The sequence below is a fragment of the Pseudomonas palleroniana genome, assembly GCF_022836895.1.
Lineage (GTDB): Bacteria > Pseudomonadota > Gammaproteobacteria > Pseudomonadales > Pseudomonadaceae > Aquipseudomonas > Aquipseudomonas palleroniana.
Genome location: NZ_CP092411.1, coordinates 4,553,244 through 4,570,848, shown reverse-complemented (window position 1 = coordinate 4,570,848; position 17,605 = coordinate 4,553,244). Strand labels below are relative to the sequence as shown.

The window sequence follows — 17,605 nt, the reverse complement described above, 5'->3', positions numbered from 1 at the left end:
TCCTTGGGTTTTGGGCGCATGGAAGTACGACATCCGGGCATCAGGATAGTGCAGAGCAATTCCCCATGCGGGGGTGCGAATGCACCAGGTGGCATGGTGCATTTGAACGAGGACGCCGGACAGCGCGCTCGCCAGACTGAAACGGTCAATCACTGTCAAAGGATCGAACATGACCACTGTCTATGAAACCCATCGTTCTGCATTTCGCGTGTCCTGGAGCTCTGTGCTGGCCGGTAGTGCAATTGCCCTGGTGAGTTACCTGGTGCTCAGTGTGTTGGGCACCGCCATCGGCGCCAGTGCCATCGACCCGATGGAGGCGGGTAACCCGTTGCGGGGTTTTGGTACGGGCGCAGGTATCTGGTTGTTTGTCTCCACGCTGCTGGCAATTGCCGCTGGCGCGTTTGTGGCGGGGCGTACCGCACCGGATCGCGGTGGCTTGCACGGCGTACTCACCTGGACCTTGACCACCTTGTTCACCACTTGGCTGTTGGCGGCATTGGCCTCCGGCGTTGTGGGTACGGCGGGCAATGTGGTCGGCAAGGGCCTGTCCGCTGCCGGCAGTGGCATCGCCGCTGTGGCGCCGGGTATCAGCGACAGCGTCAAGCAGCAGTTGGACGAGCAGGGCATCCACCTGGATTGGAACAGCCTGCAAAGTCAGCTCGACACTTTGCTCAAGCAAAGCGGTAAACCTGAACTGGACCCGGCCAACGTTGAGCAGAAAGCCGATCAGGCGACGGCCGATGGCAAGCAATCGGCGACGGCTGCCGCTACGGACCCGACCCAGGCCGGCGATGCGTTGAAGCAGTGGTTCGATCGGGTCAAAGCCTCCGGCGAACCTGCCTTGAATGCCGCGGATAAAGACGCGCTGATCAACATCGTTGCGGCCCGTACCGGCAAGAGCAAGGCTGAGGCCACCCAGATCGTCGACAATTATGCTCAGGCGTATCAACAAGCCGTGCAGAAAGTCGATGAGCTCAAGCAACAGGCCGAGCAAAAGGCTCGTGAGGCCGGTGAAGTGGCGGCCAAGCAAGTGTCCCGCGCAGCGTGGAGCACCTTGGCGATGCTGTTGCTGGGTGCTGCCTTGAGTTTCCTGGTAGGACGCCTGGCACTGACAACGCGTCGCGTACCTTTGGCGTAAAGCTGTTTGCGGCAAGGACGCCGCTTCGCTGAACGCGTAAAATGCCGGCTTTTTACGCGTATCACACAAAGGTGCCCCTTGAGCGCAGGCAAAGCCGTCGGACTGTTGTTACTCACCTCACTGCTGGCGGCCTGCGGCACCTCGCCGCCACGCACACCCAATGATATCTGCGGCATCTTCCGCGAAAAGGACGACTGGTACGACGCCGCCAAAGTCACGCAAAAGCGCTGGGGCGTGCCGATCCAGGTACCGTTCGCCATCATGTACCAGGAGTCCGGCTTCCGGCAGGACGCCTTGGCCCCGCGTAAATATCTGCTCTGGATCATCCCCTGGGGCCGCGTCTCCACGGCCGCCGGCTACGCGCAGGCCAAAGATGAGGTGTGGAACGATTACCGCAAAAGCACCGGCCGCAGCGGCGCCAGCCGCCAGGACTTCGACGACGCGATCGACTTTGTCGGCTGGTACATGGACAAGACCTACACCATCAATGGCGTCTACAAATACGACGCCTATGGCCAATACCTGAACTACCACGAAGGGTGGGGCGGCTACCGCCAACGCACCTACGCCGCCAAAGCCTGGCTGCCACCGGTGGCGAGCAAGGTGCAGGCACGCTCGCAGATGTATGCGGCGCAATATGCCGGGTGCAAGGATGATTTGGGGCGGGGGTTCTGGAGTCGGTTTTGGCGGTGGTTGTGAGGTCGAAATGTTTGGCTGCTCCCACGCTGTTCAATGTACAGCGTGGGAAAACCTCAGTGACTCAGGCTAACCAGCCCACCAGCGGCACCACCAGCAGCGTGCTTAGCGCCATCGCTATTACATTGCCGATATACGGATGAAAGTGCGGGGGCATTCGCCCAGCCATTGCGCAGGCCAGGGGCGGTGCAATCAGTGCGCCCAGTAAGGCACTTGAGCCGATCACCGTCCAACTGCCACCGTGTGCCAATACTGCCGCAGGCACCACCGATACCAGCGGAACGTAGGTTGGATACCAGCCCCGTTTGATCCATTGTTGCCGCCAGATCACCACACCCAGCGCGGATGTCAGGGCCTGCGCGCCGATCATGTGCAACACCAGGCCCGACCCATAAGCCGGACTGAGCGGGTTAAGGGCGTATGCCAGTAGCACCCCGGCCAGCAGCCCAAGGCTGGCCAGCTCATTTCCGAAAAAGGGGGCTTCAGAGAAGTCCGCCAACACCCGGCGCAGGCTCCACACTACGCCATAGGTGGGTGGCTTGGCCGGCATGGGTCTGATGGGCGCGATGTAGTCCGACCGCACCAGTGCAGGCAGACGATGGCAAAGCAGGAACGCGATGACACTCCCAGTCGCCATGCCCAGCACATTGCCGATCACCACCGGTAAGCCCAGTGGCGTGCATACAAAGTTCACGATCAAGAGACACATCGGCGTAACCAGCAGTGCCCCTGATAACGCACCATTGAACGTAACCTTCCAGCCTCCACCGAACATCAGCACCATCGCCGCCGGCAATGAGACGAAGGCTGCAAACGTCGGTTGCCATGTCTCGGAACTGACGCTCCACCCCCATAACAAGTTGCTCAGCAGTAGCCCCAGCAGCGAGCTGGTGACTAGCCAAGGCCATAGCCCAGTACCATAGGAAATGGAAAAACCTTGCCAGGTTTTCCCGCGCTTGCTTGCCCACCAAGCCAGGTAGGCGCCACCCAGCAAACCGAGCGAAGCAAGCTCGTGCTTGTAGAAGGCAACTTCACTGATGTCCCCGAGTATCCAGCGCAGCCAGGCAGCGGGATGGGGCAGGCTTTCGGTCATTTCGGCATAGCCCGGCCAAGACCCTTGATGACTCAGGGTGACCCAGAACACCAGCAATACGCTTATCAAACCCAGGATGAAGACCGTGGTATCGGCTCTCGATCGGACGAGTGTTGCCTTGGTAAATAACGTTTCCATGGGTGCCCCTCCGATCAGCGTGGCAGGGCAGGGTGTTGGCAATACCCGAGCATTTGATCGTAGAGGTCAGTGCGTCGGTCGCGTTGCAGGTCATTGAGGCTGTTCCAGATTGGCGCGCTTCGGGCACTGGTGATATCGATGTCTGCGAACAGGATTTCCTGGCGATTGGGCGAAGCGACAGCGCCGATAGGCCAGCCATTGGTTCCTGCAATCAGCGAGCAACCGAGATAACGGGCATCGCGCTCTTCACCAATGCGGCTGGCAGCCGCGATAAATACGTTGTTCACATGGGCCGCGGTCATCGTCAGGTACGAGGCCATGCATTTGCCTGCGTCGTCGAATAATGGCGGTGGTGTCCAAACCCAATTATTCAGACTGCAAATGATATCGGCGCCTTGCTGGCTGAGAATGCGCGGTACTTCTGGAAACCAGATGTCCCAGCAGATCAGCAAACCGATGCGGCCGATGGGCGTTTCAAACACCGGAAAACCTGTATCTCCGGGGGAAAACCAGAGCTTTTCAAGGTTCCACAAATGAGCTTTGCGATATTTTCCGATAAACCCGTCGGGCCCTAACAGGACGGCTGTATTGAACAAACGCGTGTCGTCAATTTCGCTCAAGCCCGCAACCAGATACACCTGGTGCCTGCAGGCAAAATCAATCCACGCCCGTACACTGGCGCCGTCCGGTACCGTTTCGGCATGATCAAAGGCATCCTGGCGACTGCTGAAGAAGTACCCACAATTGGAAAGTTCGGGCAGTACGATCAAGTTGGCGCCGCCGTTCACGGCTTCGGTTGCCAATGCAAGACTTTGGTGCAGGTTGTTGGCGCGGTTGTCGATACCGACTTGAGGGTCAAGCTGGATGACCGCTACGCGGGCGGGGCTTATTGGTTCGCTCATGAAGATGACCTCTTATTGTTATACAACCAGGAAATGGTTGGGCGTTTATAAGAGGTGACAACTTGTTTAAATGAAAGTCGGATGGTTCCTACTGCGTAGTAGTCTATTTCTGTTGATTGAGTTACGTTTTATACGCTGGATAGTCTTGAATGCTAAAACCTCCATTAAAAAGCGCTTGGGTTTTGTTGCAGATGTGGATCACCGTATCAATCGCACCTCTGAAACAGGGTTCAGTCCAGCCGGCATCGACAGAAAAGGATTCACCGCAGAGATAAAGGTCCGATGTGTAAGAAAACTCTCTGTTGTATTTCATCAAGGTCACTGCCTCGTAGTAGGCGCCTGCACGATAGAGTTTTGCACAACCGAGTGAGTTTTTATTATTCATCCAGCGTTGGACTACCGCTTGTTCGCGGCCGATATAAGGTGATATTTTTTGTTTTATATTGCTTGATTTTAAAAGGATCCTGTCCAGTTCCTCTATGCACTTGTTCACAAGCTCCTTGTCGCTGAATATCGAAAGTTTTGTAACGTCATCTTCCCATGTGTAGCTGAGCAGTATGCAGTCGTAGGTGTTGTTTTTGTTGTAGCGGTAGGTATAGACATCGTGGACCAAGCTATCGGTAACGATGGTTTGGGGAATGGTTTTGTTATGTGAGAGAAAAGACTTTTTAAGCGGAGCGTACACTTTGCAACTGGTTTCCCAGTGAGCGGCTTTGTAGGCCGCTACTATCTCGAATGGGAGCATTGTCTGATCGAAGTTTTCGAGAAGAATTTGTGTCTCTATCAGCCACGAAGGGAGCGTCATGACAACCGAGTCAGCGTCGATGAATTTCTTCTCCGTCTCATCTGGATGTGCGGCGTTCCAGTCATAGTAAACGCGTATTTGACCATTTTTAAGTTTTTTCAGTTTTGTCACTGAACTGCTGGTCAGCAAGCCGGAAGAACTCTTCATCAGGTGTTCATACAATGATTCCTGGGTCTCGTCTGATTTTATGAATAAGAGAGATTCTGCGAGAGCGCCTAATCCTACGTACTTGGGTTTGTTAAAGTGAAGTCCGCTGGAGTCCACAGTTTCTGTAGCGTCCAAATAAGGCGAGGCTACCGGGGTTCCATCTGCGCTTACGCGTCCATGGATCAATTGCAGATGGCTGCTGAACCCAAATATCGCAGTGCGTAGGGGGTAAATTGAGCAAACGTCATAGAAGGCTCCCCAACTGCCATCACCGATTCCAATAGAGTAGAAAACAGCTGACTCCTGTGCGGTCATGCCCAGCCCGCCAAAATTGCCTGGATCGCTGGCCTGCCATCTATCAATAGCGGGCATTTTTACCAGGTCGCGAAATGAAATACCTTCGTATTTTTTGACGATGGAAGCCCACATATCATCCCAGTGTTCGCAGCCGTAATGCTCTGACACATGCAGGGTCATGCGTTCAGCGAAAATCTTCCATTTTGCGAAGACAGCACCTAGGGTTTCACCCGGTGGTGCTGTTTTTCCATCGGTGTTTTTCCATATAAGCAGGGTGGGCTCGATGTGGCCGTCTATGCTCCCTTCTCGTAGGTATATTCCAGTTGACCGAACGGCAGGACTGCCTGGGTTAGGGAAGTCTGAATGAACCAATTCAAATACGCTCGCATAATAAGCCATGAGTGAGCGCCCTTCTTTTGGGGGCTCATCGGACGTATTGAAAAAAGGCATTCTCATGGCGCCCATTTCAAAAGGCGGGCGGCCGAGGGTATTGCTATTGTTGCTCCCAAGGACTGTGAGATGCCTGCCGCCGATGCGCTTGGACTTTTCAATGAGCGTAATGTTTGTGAAGCCGCACCGATGTAGTTCTCGTGCGGTTGTTAAACCTGTAATGCCTGCCCCAATAATGCAGATTTTATGATGGTTTTGCGTGGCTTGTGCGATACCGTTTTTTTGCTCTACCAGTGCGCGATAGTCAAAGCACAAGTCTGGCGGGTTAGGGAATCTGGCTCTCCATTTATCATTGGGAGAGCGCTTTTTCCGATGATGCTTGTGGGCGATGTCGGCTGGATAGTTGAAGCTTGAGCCTATTGTCATTGTGAGGTTCGCTGATCAGATGATTGTCTGTTCATAGGTTGTCTTCAGTCGCTGGGACAAGAGAATAAGCAGGGAGTGATTTTTGGCTGGGGAAAATCGCGTTCTTTAGTAGGGAAACCGCAAACCGCCAACGTGACCCAGCGCCTTTTTGAGGTTTCCTGGTCACGAGCCGCTCGTTGAGCCGGCCGTTCCGCCCACTTGCCAAACCCCACCAATTCTGGGAAAACCCCCAACCTTTGCGCCGACAACGAGATTCCCCATGAGCACTGACGAACTTCAGATCACCGACATCCGCCCCGGCACCGGCAAGGCCGTCGTCAAGGGCGCGTTGATCACCACCCAATACACCGGCACCCTGGAGGATGGCACGGTGTTCGATTCGTCCTGGGAGCGCGGCAAACCGTTCCAGTGTGTGATCGGCACGGGCCGGGTGATCAAGGGCTGGGACCAGGGCCTGATGGGCATGCAGGTGGGCGGTGTGCGCACGTTGTTCGTGCCGGCGCACTTGGCGTATGGCGAGCGATCAATGGGTGCGCATATCAAGCCCAACAGCAATCTGCGCTTTGAAATTGAATTGCTGGAAGTGCTCACGCGGGATGATTGAACGAGGATGGACATGGACGTTGATGCTCAGGTGATACCGAACTGCTCTATCGAGGGTGTTCGGGTAAGTGAGTTGGGCAGTTGCGATGAGGCCCAGTTGCAACGGCTGTTTGAGCGGGCGCCGGATTACTTCATCGCCGTGAATGGCGAACCGGCGACGCCGACCGAGGCGCACGAGGAGTTGCAGGGCTGTCTGCCCGCAGGTTGGAGCTGCAGCCGGATGTACTGGCTGGGTTACCGGGGGGGTGATGACCAACTGGTCGCCGTGGTGAATATCGCCGCAGACTTGCTGGCAGCCGGTGTGTGGCATATCGGGTTGCTGTTGGTCGATAAGCGTATGCATGGCACCGGTTTCGCTCATCGCTTGCATGAAGACCTTGAAGCATGGGCGGCGAAGCGCGGTGCCCGATGGCTTCGGCTGACGGTAGTCATCGGCAATACCAAGGCCGAGCGTTTCTGGCCCAGGCTGGGTTATGTGCAGGTGCGTACCCGCGAGGGCATCGAGATGGGGCGGCGGGTGAACCGGGTGTCGATACAGATCAAGGCGCTGGCCGATGGGCAGGTTGATGATTACTTGGCGGTGGTGGCGAGGGATCGACCGGGCGCGCCCTGAAAATCACCTGCCTGAACTTACCCTGAAGAATTGTCTCATTCACCATGCGGATACTTTCCTACGGTTTACTCCCGCGCAAACGGGGCGTAAGCTTCGCGCGTTTTCATCAATAGCGGAGACCCTCAGTGGGTACTTGTTCGAGTGACAGTTGTCGGCCGGTTTCGGTAACCGGCACCTACTTGGCAAGATAACGCGCGTTCTTGCGATGCCGTTGTCTCGCCTTGAATTGCGAGAAGCGGCATCCCGGCAGCGGCCAGTCCTGGCACCTGCCCGAATCCCTCTCATGACGCTGATCAGCACCTGGCTCACGCCGGGATGCCACGCATGCGCCTGCCTTTTATGATGGGCGCTGCGTACTGCTCGATCCTTGACATCACCCCGTTGCCACACCTGTGGTATGGGGTTGATGCCGACACGCCGTGCCCCGGTAGTGAAGGGTTTCCACATCCGTAATTCTGGCGGGTAATGAGCAGGGAAGAATCCTTATGCAAGCAATCAACAACATCAACCTCAACTCCCTCGTGGATACTGTGGTCAGCCTCACCGCGGCGTTTATTCTGGGCGGCCTGATCGGTTTTGAGCGCCAGTACCGTCAGCGTACGGCAGGCCTGCGTACCAACGTGCTGGTCGCCGTGGGGGCGGCGATTTTCGTCGACATGGCCAACCGCCTCGGAGGTGCGGAAGGCGCGGTGCGCGTGGTTGCGTACGTGGTGTCGGGCATCGGTTTTCTGGGGGCGGGCGTGATCATGCGGGAAGAGGGCAATGTGCGTGGGCTCAACACCGCCGCTACCCTCTGGGCCTCGGCGGCGGTGGGGGCCTGTGCCGGCGCCGACCTCATTCTCGAAGCGCTGCTGGGCACCCTGTTTATACTGGCGGCCAACACGCTGCTGCGGCCGATCGTCAATAACATCAACCGCCAGCCGTTGGATGTGGTGTCGGCAGAGGTCACCAATATTCTCTATGTGATTGCGCGGCGCAGCCAGCAACAGGCGGTGATGGTGTTGCTGGAAGCCGAGTTGGCACGGTGCAATTACCCAGCCAGTGATGTCGACGTGCGGCCGTTCGGCAGTGAGGAAGTGGAAATCGAGGCAACCCTGGTCGCGACGTCGGTCGATGGGGATGAACTGGATGCGCTGGTGACGCGTATTTCCATGTCAACTCTGGTGGTGCAGGCCTTTTGGAGCCCGAGTACCACCGACTGAGCCTCCTATGAAAACCCGGCGGGTCCAAGGATTGGCAGGGTTGTGCGCGGAAAAGTCCTACACTCAATTAGGATTATCCTTTCAGATGGGGCGTTATTACGTTGTTAAGGTTGCGCACTTGCGGCTGACGGGCCCTTTGGTCCGGCTTCGCGTGCTCGTGGTGTTTTCAATTGAAGGGGCCGGCAGCGCCTGGTGATTGCCTGGAATGTGCGCAGTACCGTTGGTCGGGACTGTCATTTCTCACAGGTGCCGAGGCCCTACGTAATGTGAAAGGGTGTCTACTTAGGGGAGTTTTATGGCCACAGCGTTAATCGCGGAAGACCACCCGTTTATCCGTGCCACGGTCAGGCATCTATTGAAGCTGGAAGGTTTCGATGAGATCTACGAGGCGGGCAACGGTGCGGATGCCATGCAACTGGCGCGGGAGAAGTGTCCCAGCCTGATCATCATGGACCTGGCAATGCCCAAGATGGGTGGGCTGGAAGTGATCAGCCGGATCAAGTCGCTGGGCTTGCCGTGCAAGATCCTGGTGCTCACGTCGTACCTGGCGGTGTTTTTTTCCACCCGCTGCATGCGTGCCGGGGCCATGGGGTTTGTCGCCAAGACCGGTGAACTGGACGAACTGCAAAAGGCGATCAAGGCGATCATGTCCGGTTACAGTTGCTTCCCCAGTATCGCCACCAGCTCGGTGCGTCGCGATGATTTGCAAGTGACGGAGGCGGCCATGGTGGAGGCACTGTCAGACCGCGAATTGATGGTGCTGCAGAAACTCGCCCAGGGCCTGGGCAACAAGGATATCGCCGAAGACCTGTTGCTGAGCCACAAGACCGTCAGTACCTACAAGACTCGACTCAAAGAGAAGTTGCATATGTCATCGGTGGTGCATCTGTCCAAGTTTGCCCAACGCAATCATCTGATCTGAAATGACCCGCGCCACGTTTTTGAGGTTTACCGCGATCTGGCTGGTGAGCCTGTTGCCTCTGTGCGCGGCCGCTCTCGATGAGCCGCGCACGCTGCGGCTGTTGGGGCATTCGCGGGTGGAGCAAGCCAGTGTGGTGCTGGATGAAGCTCAACTGCGCTGGCTGCGCGAGCGGCGAACCCTGGTGATGGGCGTGTCCGCCCCGGATTACGCGCCTTTTGACTTGACCAATAACAACGACGAACTTGAAGGGGTCACTGCCGATTACGCCGCCTTGATCGGGCAGATCCTGAATATGCCCATTGAGGTGCGGCGCTACGATACCCGTGATGAGGTCATTGAGGCGCTCAAACAAGGCAGCGTGGATTTCCTCGGCTCAGCCAATGGTTATGAAGCGGCCGACCCGCAGTTGCGCCTGTCCCGTTCCTATGCCAATGATCAGCCCACGTTGGTGACCCGCACCGGTGACAGCCAGGCGCTGAGTGACGACCTGGCCGGCAAACGCGTGGCGATGCTCTATCACTATATGCAGCCCGCTGCGGTGCAGGCCTTCTATCCCCGTGCCCGGTTGGAGCTGTTTCCCTCGACCGTCGAAGCCCTCGGCGCGGTGGCGTTTGGTAACGCCGATGTGTACCTGGGCGATGCCATCAGCACCAGTTACCTGATCAACCACAACCATCTGAATAACGTGCGCATGGCCGACTTCTCTGCCCTGGAAGTCAACCCTTTTGCCTTTGCCGTCACCCGTGAAAATACCCGTTTGCTGCCCATACTGGACACCGCCCTGGCGGTCATTCCGGCGAGCGAGCAGATGGAAATCCTGCGTCGTTGGAGCGCCGGCAACCTCGGGATCGTCGGTACCGGCCGCTTGCACCTGAGTGCCAGCGAACAGCGCTGGTTGCAGAAACATCCCCGGGTCAAGGTCGCGACGCTCGACAAATTCGTACCATTGTCGTTTTTCGATGAGCACGGGCAATTCGAAGGGTTGAGCGCCGAAGTGTTGTCGCGCATCAGCCTGCGTACCGGCTTGAAGTTCGATGTGGTCTCGGGCACTTCAATGCCGCAGCAGATCGATCAAGTCAGTACGGGCGCGGCGGACATGCTGGCGGTGGTCACCCCCAGCGTCGAGCGTGCCGAGAAGATACGGTTCAGTCGGCCCTATCTCACCAATCCCTTTGTGCTGGTCACGCGCAGTGACGAACGCAGCCCGCTCACCCTGGAAGACATGGTGGGCAAACGCCTGGCGCTGATCCCCGGCAATGGCCTGCGTGATGCGATCACCCAGAATTTCCCGGGGGTTGAATTTGTCGACGTTGAGAACCCGGAGCAAGCCATGGCGCTGGTAGCCAATGGGGGAGTGGACGGCGCGGTCAATTCGCTGATCAGTGCGCGCTACCTCATAGCACGGTACTACCGCGACCGATTGCGGGTATCCAGCACGGTTGGCTCCGAGCCGGCTCGCGTCACGTTTGGCGTCAATCGCAGTCAGCTGGAGCTGTACTCGATCCTCGATAAGGCGTTGCTGAGTATCACACCTCAGGAAATGGATGAATTGATAGGTCGTTGGCGCAACGACATCATCATCGAGGACAGTTACTGGTTGCGTCACCGCAACGCGATCATTCAAGGCTTCGGGTTGGCGGCACTGTTGCTGCTGGTCACATTGGGCTGGGCCATTTATCTGCGCAGCTTGATCCGCAAGCGGGTGCAGGCCGAGCGGGCGTTGAGTGATCAGATGATCTTCATGCGCGCCTTGATCGACGGTACGCCGCACCCGATTTATGTGCGTGACCGGCAGGGGCGCTTGATGGCTTGCAACAGCGCCTATCTGGATGTGTTTGGCTTCAAGCTCGAAGACGTGATCGGCAAGACCGTGGTGGAAACCGACACGGGCAATCCCCCGCAGGCCCGGTCCTTCCATGAGGATTACTTGCGGTTGATGGCTGACGGCGAGCCGCAGATTCAGGACCGCATACTCAAGGTGCCCACGGGAGAGGTGCTGACGATCTACCAGTGGATGCTGCCGTACCGTGATCGTGATGAGAAGGTGGTGGGCATGATCGCCGGCTGGCTGGATGTGAGCGAGCGTCAGCGGCTGCTGGGCCAATTGCAGGAGGCCAAGGATGATGCCGACGCCGCCAACCGGGCCAAGACCACATTTCTGGCGACGATGAGCCACGAAATCCGCACGCCGATGAACGCGGTGATCGGCATGATCGAGCTGGCCCTGAAAAATGCCGAGCAGGGCCGGGCCGACCGTGATGCGCTGGAGGTGGCCTCGGTGGCTTCGCGCGGCATGTTGGAGCTGATCGGCGATATCCTCGATATCGCGCGGATCGAGTCGGGGCATTTGTCACTGGCATTGCAGCCGGCCAATCTGCATGAGTTGCTGGCCTCGGTGGTGCGGGTGTTCGAGGGGCTGGCACGGGTCAAGGAGTTGGTGCTGCAGGTTGAGTTGGACCCGCTGAAGGGGCTCATCGTGATGCTCGACCCGCTGCGCTTCAAACAGGTGATCTCCAATTTGCTGAGCAACGCGATCAAGTTCACCCCGCAGGGCCAGGTAAAGCTGGGTGCCCAGGTGCTTGATGAAGGCGAGTATTTGAGCGTGCAGTTGTGGGTGCAGGACACGGGCGTCGGTATCAGTGCCCAGGATCAACAACGGCTGTTCAACCCTTTTGTCCAGGGCGGCAACAGTGAGCAGTCGGCCCGCAGCGGGTCTGGCCTCGGGCTGGTCATCAGCCGCAGCCTCTGTGAAATGATGGGCGGGCAGTTGCACCTGAGCAGTGTGCTGGGGCAGGGCACTCGAGTCGATGTGACGTTGAGGCTGGCGCGGGCCGCTGCATTGCCGGCCCAGGCGCTGCCGGCGGGCGTACAGACCCCGTCGGCCCGGGCGCTGCGCATTCTGGTGGTGGACGACTACCCGGCCAATCGCCTGCTGCTGGCCCGGCAGTTGAATTTCCTGGGGCATCAAATCACCACGGCCGAAGACGGAATTCAAGGGCTGGCGCAGTGGCAGGCCGGGCACTTCGACGGGGTTATCACGGACTGCAATATGCCGCTCAAGAACGGCTACCAGTTGGCGCAGGACATTCGTGCACAGGAGCGCGCACAGGGCCTGACGCCGTGCCTGCTGCTGGGGTTCACCGCCAACGCGCAACCCGAAGAAACCGAGCGCTGCCGGCAGGCCGGCATGGACGGGTGCCTGTTCAAGCCCACGGGGCTCGAGGATCTGCGGAGCGCGTTGGCTCCCCTCACCGCCAGCCTTTGCGAACCAGAAGTGGCCGCGTTCGATTTGAGCACCTTGGCCGCATTGACGGGTGGAGATCCCCATGTCCTTGAAGAATTACTGATGCCACTGCTCGACAGTCTGGCGGCGGATCGCACGCTGTTGTCGACGCTGCAACGCAAAGCCGATTTCGCCGGGCTGCACGACCTGGCCCATCGTGCCAAGGGTGGGGCGCGGATGGTCAAGGCACACACGCTGATCCAGGGGTGTGAAGCGTTGACGACCGTCTGTGAGCGCCGCGACCGCGAAGCGTTGGGGCCAGTGGTTGAAGCGCTGGATGACGCGATCGATGATTTGCAGCGTGGCCTGAGCATGTATTGCAAGCGGCCTTGACCGCAGTTGATGGCCATTCGGTGGATTTGGGAGAACTCCTACGCGAAGGGGGAACATGCCTGATTTTGTCGTCGAGGTATGTCTGGAAAATGGTCGGCACTCACTGACGAGTACTGCCAGCCCAGGGGCTTGCCATGCCGAACAAAGCACTGACTATCCTGATTGCCGATGAACAGCACCTGCAACGGCTGTACATCGAAAAAATGCTCAACCAGTTGGGGTATCACCGGATTGTGCCGGTGCAAACCTTCGAAGAGGTCCAGATCCTGACGGCCATCCCGGCCGAGCCCTTCGATGTGCTGATCATCAATGCGGGGCTGGCGGCCTGTGCTGACGGGCCAAACCCACAGGTGCGCCATGTGCTGGTCTACGACCAGCTCGACATGGGAGCGCTCGCCGGTGCAACGCCGACGGTGCTGGTACGCCTGCCGGGTGTGCCGGACAACGTCAATCTTGAACACTTCATGGACATCATCGATCCACCCGCGTCCCCCCAGGGGCTGCGGGTGTTGCCATGGCTGCGGGAGTTATCCCGCCGCCCCGTGGCCGGGGTTTAGTCCCACTTCGGTGCGATGCCCTTGGGGCTGGTCAAGCGGTGGCCACGTTCGAGGCCGGCAATCTGCGCCATATCGGCCGGGCTCAAGGTCAGTTGCAGGGCCTTGAGGTTGCTTGCCAGGTTGGCACGCTTGGTCGACGACGGGATCACTGCGTAGCCCAGCTGCATGGCCCAGGCCAGGGTGACTTGCGCCGGGGTGGCCTGATGGCGTTCGGCAATCTGTTGGATTACCGGGTCGTTCAACACTTCGCCGTAGGCCAGGGTCATGTACGAGGTGATCTGGATGCCATGGTCGGTGGCGAAGTCCACCACCTTGCGGTTTTGCAGGTAAGGGTGGAGTTCGATCTGGTTGGTCGCGATGTTCTCTGCGCCCACTGCGGCAATGGCCTGCTTCATCAGGTCGATGGTGAAATTGGAAATGCCGATCTGGCGTGTCAGGCCCAGGCGCTTGGCTTCCAGCAACTGCTCCATGAATTGGGCGACGGGCACCTGGTCTTCCGGCGATGGCCAATGAATCAGGGTCAGGTCCAGATAGTCGGTCTGCAGTTTGCGCAGGCTTTCCTTGAGGCTTGGAATCAACTGGCCTTCGGCGAAGTTGGCGATCCAGATCTTGCTGGTGATGAACAGCTCATCACGCGGCACGCCACTGTCGGTGATGGCTTGACCGACTTGTGCTTCGTTCTCGTAGATCTGCGCGGTATCGATGACGCGGTAACCCAGTTCCAGGCCGGTGCTGACGGAGTCGATGACCACTTGGCCTTGCAGGCGGAAAGTGCCGAGGCCGAAGGCCGGAACAGGTTGTTGGGGAATAGACATCGGTAACTCCTGAAGGGCGATAAACAACGAAGCCGAGTATCCGCCCGTCGTTCCTTCGGAAAAACCGCTTGATCCGAAAAGGACTCTTGACTGCAAATCACGAATCGCAGCCTCAGCCCGAGTCCAGGGGGGAGTGAAAGGGGGCTGCAGGCGTCAGCTGGCGTTGCGATGCAGGCGCAGACGTTCGGCGGCGCTGCGCAACAACGGCTCGGTGCCGTCCCAACCCAGGCAACCATCCGTCACCGACACACCGTATTTCATGGTCGGGCTCAGCGGTTGGCAGCCTTCGAACAAATGGCTCTCAAGCATCATGCCGATCAGCGAGGTATCGCCCTGCAAGCGCTGCTCCAGCACGTCGTTGAATACGGCGGGTTGACGCAGCGGGTCTTTGCCGCTGTTGGCATGGCTGCAGTCAACCATGATCCGCGCCGCCACCTTGGATTTGGCCAGGTCGTGCTTCACCTGCGCCACGCTTTGCGCATCGTAGTTCGGCCCACGATGACCGCCGCGCAGCACCAGGTGCGTGTCCGGGTTGCCGGGGGTCTGAATGATCGCCGGATGGCCCTGGCTGTCGACGCCGAAATGGCGGTGTGGGTGAGACGCCGAGCGCATTGCATCACAGGCAATCGCGACGCCGCCGTCGGTGCCGTTCTTGAAGCCCACGGGCATACCCAGGCCGCTGGCCATTTCGCGGTGGATCTGCGATTCAGTGGTACGTGCACCGATGGCGACCCAGCTGAGCAGGTCATCGAAGTAGCCCGCAGCCATGGGTTGCAGCAGTTCGGTAGCGACCGGCAGGCCCAGTCGCAGCATTTCGCGCATCAGTTCGCGGGACAGGCTGAGGCCGGTGGCCATGTCATCGCTGCCGTCCAGGTGTGGGTCGTAGGCCAGGCCTTTCCAGCCGATGGTGGTGCGCGGTTTTTCGACGTAGGCGCGGATCACCAGCAGCATCTGGTCGCTGACGTCCCGGGCGAGCTTTTGCAGATTGCGTGCGTACTCCATGGCCGATTCCGGGTCGTGGATCGAACACGGGCCGACAATCACCAGCAAGCGTGAATCTTCGCCATTGAGAATGGCGCGCACGGCTTGGCGATGGGCGTGGATCTGTTCAACGAGGAACGGGCTGAGAGGCAGCTGGTGCTTTAAATCCAGGGAACTGGGCAGACGCTGAGTCAGGGCTTCATTGGCGCTGTTCAGGTTCGAAACGGGCAGAGCGGCGACGGAGGAGTTCATATTCAAGGCTTCCTGGGCAAGCGGCGGGTTGTTCCCGCGCGCTCTGCCCTACTGGGGTGTTCGACAATTGGCCGTATTGGCTGCGTGTGTTGGCTTGCCACCAATAGGTGACCGATCGGAGGCGGCAGGCTGTCCCGAACGGAGCTTGCTAAATCGCCAGGCAGTGCAGGTGTCGTAGCGGTAATAGGTGGCGTAGTTCATGTCGTGATTTCCTTGAGTGTTCCGAAAATAAGTGGGGCCTGAAAAAACAAAACCCCCGATCGGGGAGCCGACCGGGGGTTTAGATTTCTCTGGTAGGCGACCCCTTGAGTAGTGGGCGCCGATTTCAGGTATCAGGCGCGCCAGTGGCTAAACCAATACCCAAAATAAAAGCTTACAGCTGCGCTCGAACCGCTCACACGGGTAGCCGATACCGAGCGCTGGGCGCTGGCAGCAGGGCAAACCTGAGTGTGGGTGAGTTGCAACATGGTGTGTCTCCGAAAGATGGAAGGAGCTTACTAGAGGCGCACGGGTGGATTCAATCAGTAATTTCTATTGCCTGGGAGGACTGACGACTATGGGCCGAGATATGCTCACAGAACCTTGATGACTGCCTGGATGTAACCATGAATGCCTTGACCCTTGCTGCGGCTCAATCGATTTCCATCGCGGGTGATGTCGCGGCCAATATCGAACGGCACCTGGTCTTCATGCAGGCGGCAGCCGAGCGTGGTGTGCAATGCCTGGTATTTCCGGAGTTGTCGTTGACCGGGTATGAGCCGTCCTTGGCCGCGGCATTGGCGATTGATCCACACGATCGGGTGCTGGCACCGCTACGCGACAGCGCACGTGAACTGCGCTTGACGGTGGTGGTCGGGATGCCGATCCGGCTGGCGCCAGAGGCGGGCGTATCGATTGGTGCACTGGTTTTGGCGGCAGACGGTTCATTGGCGGTCTACACCAAGCAACATCTGCACCCAGGCGAAGAGGTGGCATTTGTCGCGGGGCAGGGTGGCCGGGCGCTTGAGTTCGGGAGCGAGCGGGTTGCGTTGGCGGTTTGCGCTGACTTCTCCCACGCCAGCCATCCACGCCAGGCCGCGCAAACCGGCGCCAGTGTGTACGCCGCCGGCGTGCTGATCAGCGAAGGCGGCTATGCGACGGACAGTGCCTTGCTCCGGGGCTATGCTGTTGAACATGACCTGCTGGTGTTAATGGCCAACCACGGTGGCCCGTCTGGCGGCTGGGCTTGCGCCGGTCGCAGTGCCATCTGGGACGCCGAGGGGCGCCTGGTGGCTGCCGCGCCAGGGGTTGGCGATGCACTCCTGGTTGCCCAACGCACCGACGGCGGCTGGAGTGGCTACGCAGTCGACCTTTGAGTTGAAGGAGCGCAACCTCATGGGGTTTCACCTGCGCGAAGCGACCTCTCAGGACCGCTTGTTTGCCCGGACCCTGACCTACGAGGCGATGAACCACTATTACCTGCAGTATGGTTTGTCATGGTCGGATAATGGCTTTGATACCGCCTGGGCCTGTCGGGAAAACTGGCTGGTTTGCCGCGACGGGCATGTCATGGGTTTTATCAGCGTGAGTTGTGACAGCGCGGCGTTGTACATCCGCGAGTTGCATATGCTTGACGGTGCGCGCGGGCAAGGTGCTGGCAGTTGGGTGTTGGCGCAGATGGCGCTGAAGGCTCGCGAGCAGGGTCTGCTGCGCCTGACCGTGTTCAAGACAAACCCGGCCAGGCGGCTTTATCAGCGCATGGGTTTGAGTATCGTCGGTGACGAAGGCTGCTTCTGGCGGATGGAAAGGGTCTGTCGCTCACCTTCCTGACCGCTCAGTTGGGTTGAACAGGAAAAAAACAGGTCGCACCCCCGTAAATCCTGACCGTTCTCACAGCAAACTGCGCTAATCGCGTCGCGCTGTGTGGCCGCTATGTATCCAAACTCTATATATATGACGCTTGCAGCTAGGTCTGCGCCTTGGTTTTTTGCTAAGGTGTTCAGCAACCTATAAGACCATATCGCGAGGTGTCT

At 58.6% G+C, this 17,605-nt stretch carries 16 protein-coding genes; 11 read left to right on the top strand and 5 right to left on the bottom strand.

Annotated features, from left to right (window positions below; all coding sequences use genetic code 11):
* Positions 1-169: 169 nt before the first annotated feature.
* Together MJP36_RS20325 and MJP36_RS20320 are read left to right on the top strand one after the other, a co-directional pair.
* Entirely contained in the window at positions 170-1,138 is a 969-nt protein-coding gene (locus tag MJP36_RS20325) for a hypothetical protein (RefSeq protein WP_161550153.1), read from the top strand.
* Between the two features lie 78 nt (positions 1,139-1,216).
* The gene (locus MJP36_RS20320) at positions 1,217-1,837 is read left to right on the top strand and encodes a transglycosylase SLT domain-containing protein (protein ID WP_060756436.1); all 621 of its coding nucleotides are present in this window, start codon (positions 1,217-1,219) and stop codon (positions 1,835-1,837) included.
* A gap of 61 nt (positions 1,838-1,898) precedes the next feature.
* On the opposite strand, the gene MJP36_RS20315 is transcribed toward MJP36_RS20320, so the two are convergent.
* The 3 genes from MJP36_RS20315 to MJP36_RS20305 all read right to left on the bottom strand — a co-directional run bounded on the left by MJP36_RS20315 (position 1,899) and on the right by MJP36_RS20305 (position 6,032).
* A complete protein-coding gene (locus MJP36_RS20315; RefSeq protein ID WP_244383892.1) occupies positions 1,899-3,065 on the bottom strand; it encodes a hypothetical protein in 1,167 nt (388 codons plus the stop codon).
* Between the two features lie 14 nt (positions 3,066-3,079).
* Positions 3,080-3,967, bottom strand: a complete 888-nt coding sequence (locus MJP36_RS20310) for a nitrilase family protein (protein WP_090372049.1) — start codon at positions 3,965-3,967, stop codon at positions 3,080-3,082.
* Between the two features lie 121 nt (positions 3,968-4,088).
* The gene (locus tag MJP36_RS20305) at positions 4,089-6,032 is read right to left on the bottom strand and encodes an FAD-dependent oxidoreductase (RefSeq protein WP_244383891.1); all 1,944 of its coding nucleotides are present in this window, start codon (positions 6,030-6,032) and stop codon (positions 4,089-4,091) included.
* A 259-nt stretch (positions 6,033-6,291) separates the two neighbouring features.
* Between MJP36_RS20305 and MJP36_RS20300 the strand changes: the two genes are divergently transcribed.
* The 7 genes from MJP36_RS20300 to MJP36_RS20275 all read left to right on the top strand — a co-directional run bounded on the left by MJP36_RS20300 (position 6,292) and on the right by MJP36_RS20275 (position 13,545).
* Positions 6,292-6,636: an FKBP-type peptidyl-prolyl cis-trans isomerase gene (locus MJP36_RS20300; protein ID WP_104993266.1), complete on the top strand. Its 345-nt coding sequence runs from the start codon at positions 6,292-6,294 to the stop codon at positions 6,634-6,636.
* A gap of 12 nt (positions 6,637-6,648) precedes the next feature.
* The gene (locus tag MJP36_RS20295) at positions 6,649-7,248 is read left to right on the top strand and encodes a GNAT family N-acetyltransferase (RefSeq protein ID WP_090372455.1); all 600 of its coding nucleotides are present in this window, start codon (positions 6,649-6,651) and stop codon (positions 7,246-7,248) included.
* Positions 7,249-7,572: 324 nt separating this feature from the next.
* On the top strand, positions 7,573-7,701 hold the full coding sequence (locus MJP36_RS27955) for a hypothetical protein (protein WP_275113256.1): 129 nt from the start codon (positions 7,573-7,575) through the stop codon (positions 7,699-7,701).
* Positions 7,702-7,733: 32 nt separating this feature from the next.
* On the top strand, positions 7,734-8,450 hold the full coding sequence (locus MJP36_RS20290) for an MgtC/SapB family protein (RefSeq protein WP_060756430.1): 717 nt from the start codon (positions 7,734-7,736) through the stop codon (positions 8,448-8,450).
* A 295-nt stretch (positions 8,451-8,745) separates the two neighbouring features.
* Complete coding sequence (locus tag MJP36_RS20285) at positions 8,746-9,372, top strand: response regulator transcription factor (RefSeq protein ID WP_060756428.1); 627 nt, start codon at positions 8,746-8,748, stop codon at positions 9,370-9,372.
* A 1-nt stretch (position 9,373) separates the two neighbouring features.
* Positions 9,374-12,988 carry a transporter substrate-binding domain-containing protein gene (locus MJP36_RS20280; protein ID WP_244383890.1) on the top strand — a complete coding sequence of 1,205 codons (3,615 nt, stop codon included), beginning with the start codon at positions 9,374-9,376 and terminating at the stop codon, positions 12,986-12,988.
* Between the two features lie 134 nt (positions 12,989-13,122).
* Positions 13,123-13,545, top strand: a complete 423-nt coding sequence (locus MJP36_RS20275) for an aminotransferase class IV (RefSeq protein ID WP_060756426.1) — start codon at positions 13,123-13,125, stop codon at positions 13,543-13,545.
* Here MJP36_RS20275 and dkgB read toward each other — a convergent pair.
* Together dkgB and MJP36_RS20265 are read right to left on the bottom strand one after the other, a co-directional pair.
* Entirely contained in the window at positions 13,542-14,360 is an 819-nt protein-coding gene (gene dkgB, locus MJP36_RS20270) for a 2,5-didehydrogluconate reductase DkgB (protein WP_244383889.1), read from the bottom strand. The genes MJP36_RS20275 and dkgB overlap by 4 nt on opposite strands.
* 153 nt (positions 14,361-14,513) lie before the next feature.
* Entirely contained in the window at positions 14,514-15,593 is a 1,080-nt protein-coding gene (locus MJP36_RS20265) for a 3-deoxy-7-phosphoheptulonate synthase (RefSeq protein WP_244383888.1), read from the bottom strand.
* Between the two features lie 605 nt (positions 15,594-16,198).
* Here MJP36_RS20265 and MJP36_RS20260 point away from each other — a divergent pair.
* A complete protein-coding gene (locus tag MJP36_RS20260) occupies positions 16,199-16,948 on the top strand; it encodes a carbon-nitrogen hydrolase family protein (protein WP_244383887.1) in 750 nt (249 codons plus the stop codon).
* A gap of 19 nt (positions 16,949-16,967) precedes the next feature.
* Positions 16,968-17,402, top strand: a complete 435-nt coding sequence (locus MJP36_RS20255; RefSeq protein WP_060756422.1) for a GNAT family N-acetyltransferase — start codon at positions 16,968-16,970, stop codon at positions 17,400-17,402.
* Positions 17,403-17,605 lie beyond the last annotated feature (203 nt).

Coding starts and splice junctions, on each gene's coding strand:
- MJP36_RS20325 (WP_161550153.1), top strand. CDS start 170: ATGACCACTGTCTATGAAACCCATCGTTCTGCATTTCGCGTGTCCTGG.
- MJP36_RS20315 (WP_244383892.1), bottom strand. CDS start 3,065: ATGGAAACGTTATTTACCAAGGCAACACTCGTCCGATCGAGAGCCGAT.
- MJP36_RS20310 (WP_090372049.1), bottom strand. CDS start 3,967: ATGAGCGAACCAATAAGCCCCGCCCGCGTAGCGGTCATCCAGCTTGAC.
- MJP36_RS20305 (WP_244383891.1), bottom strand. CDS start 6,032: ATGACAATAGGCTCAAGCTTCAACTATCCAGCCGACATCGCCCACAAG.
- MJP36_RS20300 (WP_104993266.1), top strand. CDS start 6,292: ATGAGCACTGACGAACTTCAGATCACCGACATCCGCCCCGGCACCGGC.
- MJP36_RS20295 (WP_090372455.1), top strand. CDS start 6,649: ATGGACGTTGATGCTCAGGTGATACCGAACTGCTCTATCGAGGGTGTT.
- MJP36_RS27955 (WP_275113256.1), top strand. CDS start 7,573: ATGCGCCTGCCTTTTATGATGGGCGCTGCGTACTGCTCGATCCTTGAC.
- MJP36_RS20290 (WP_060756430.1), top strand. CDS start 7,734: ATGCAAGCAATCAACAACATCAACCTCAACTCCCTCGTGGATACTGTG.
- MJP36_RS20285 (WP_060756428.1), top strand. CDS start 8,746: ATGGCCACAGCGTTAATCGCGGAAGACCACCCGTTTATCCGTGCCACG.
- MJP36_RS20280 (WP_244383890.1), top strand. CDS start 9,374: ATGACCCGCGCCACGTTTTTGAGGTTTACCGCGATCTGGCTGGTGAGC.
- MJP36_RS20275 (WP_060756426.1), top strand. CDS start 13,123: ATGCCGAACAAAGCACTGACTATCCTGATTGCCGATGAACAGCACCTG.
- dkgB (WP_244383889.1), bottom strand. CDS start 14,360: ATGTCTATTCCCCAACAACCTGTTCCGGCCTTCGGCCTCGGCACTTTC.
- MJP36_RS20265 (WP_244383888.1), bottom strand. CDS start 15,593: ATGAACTCCTCCGTCGCCGCTCTGCCCGTTTCGAACCTGAACAGCGCC.
- MJP36_RS20260 (WP_244383887.1), top strand. CDS start 16,199: ATGAATGCCTTGACCCTTGCTGCGGCTCAATCGATTTCCATCGCGGGT.
- MJP36_RS20255 (WP_060756422.1), top strand. CDS start 16,968: ATGGGGTTTCACCTGCGCGAAGCGACCTCTCAGGACCGCTTGTTTGCC.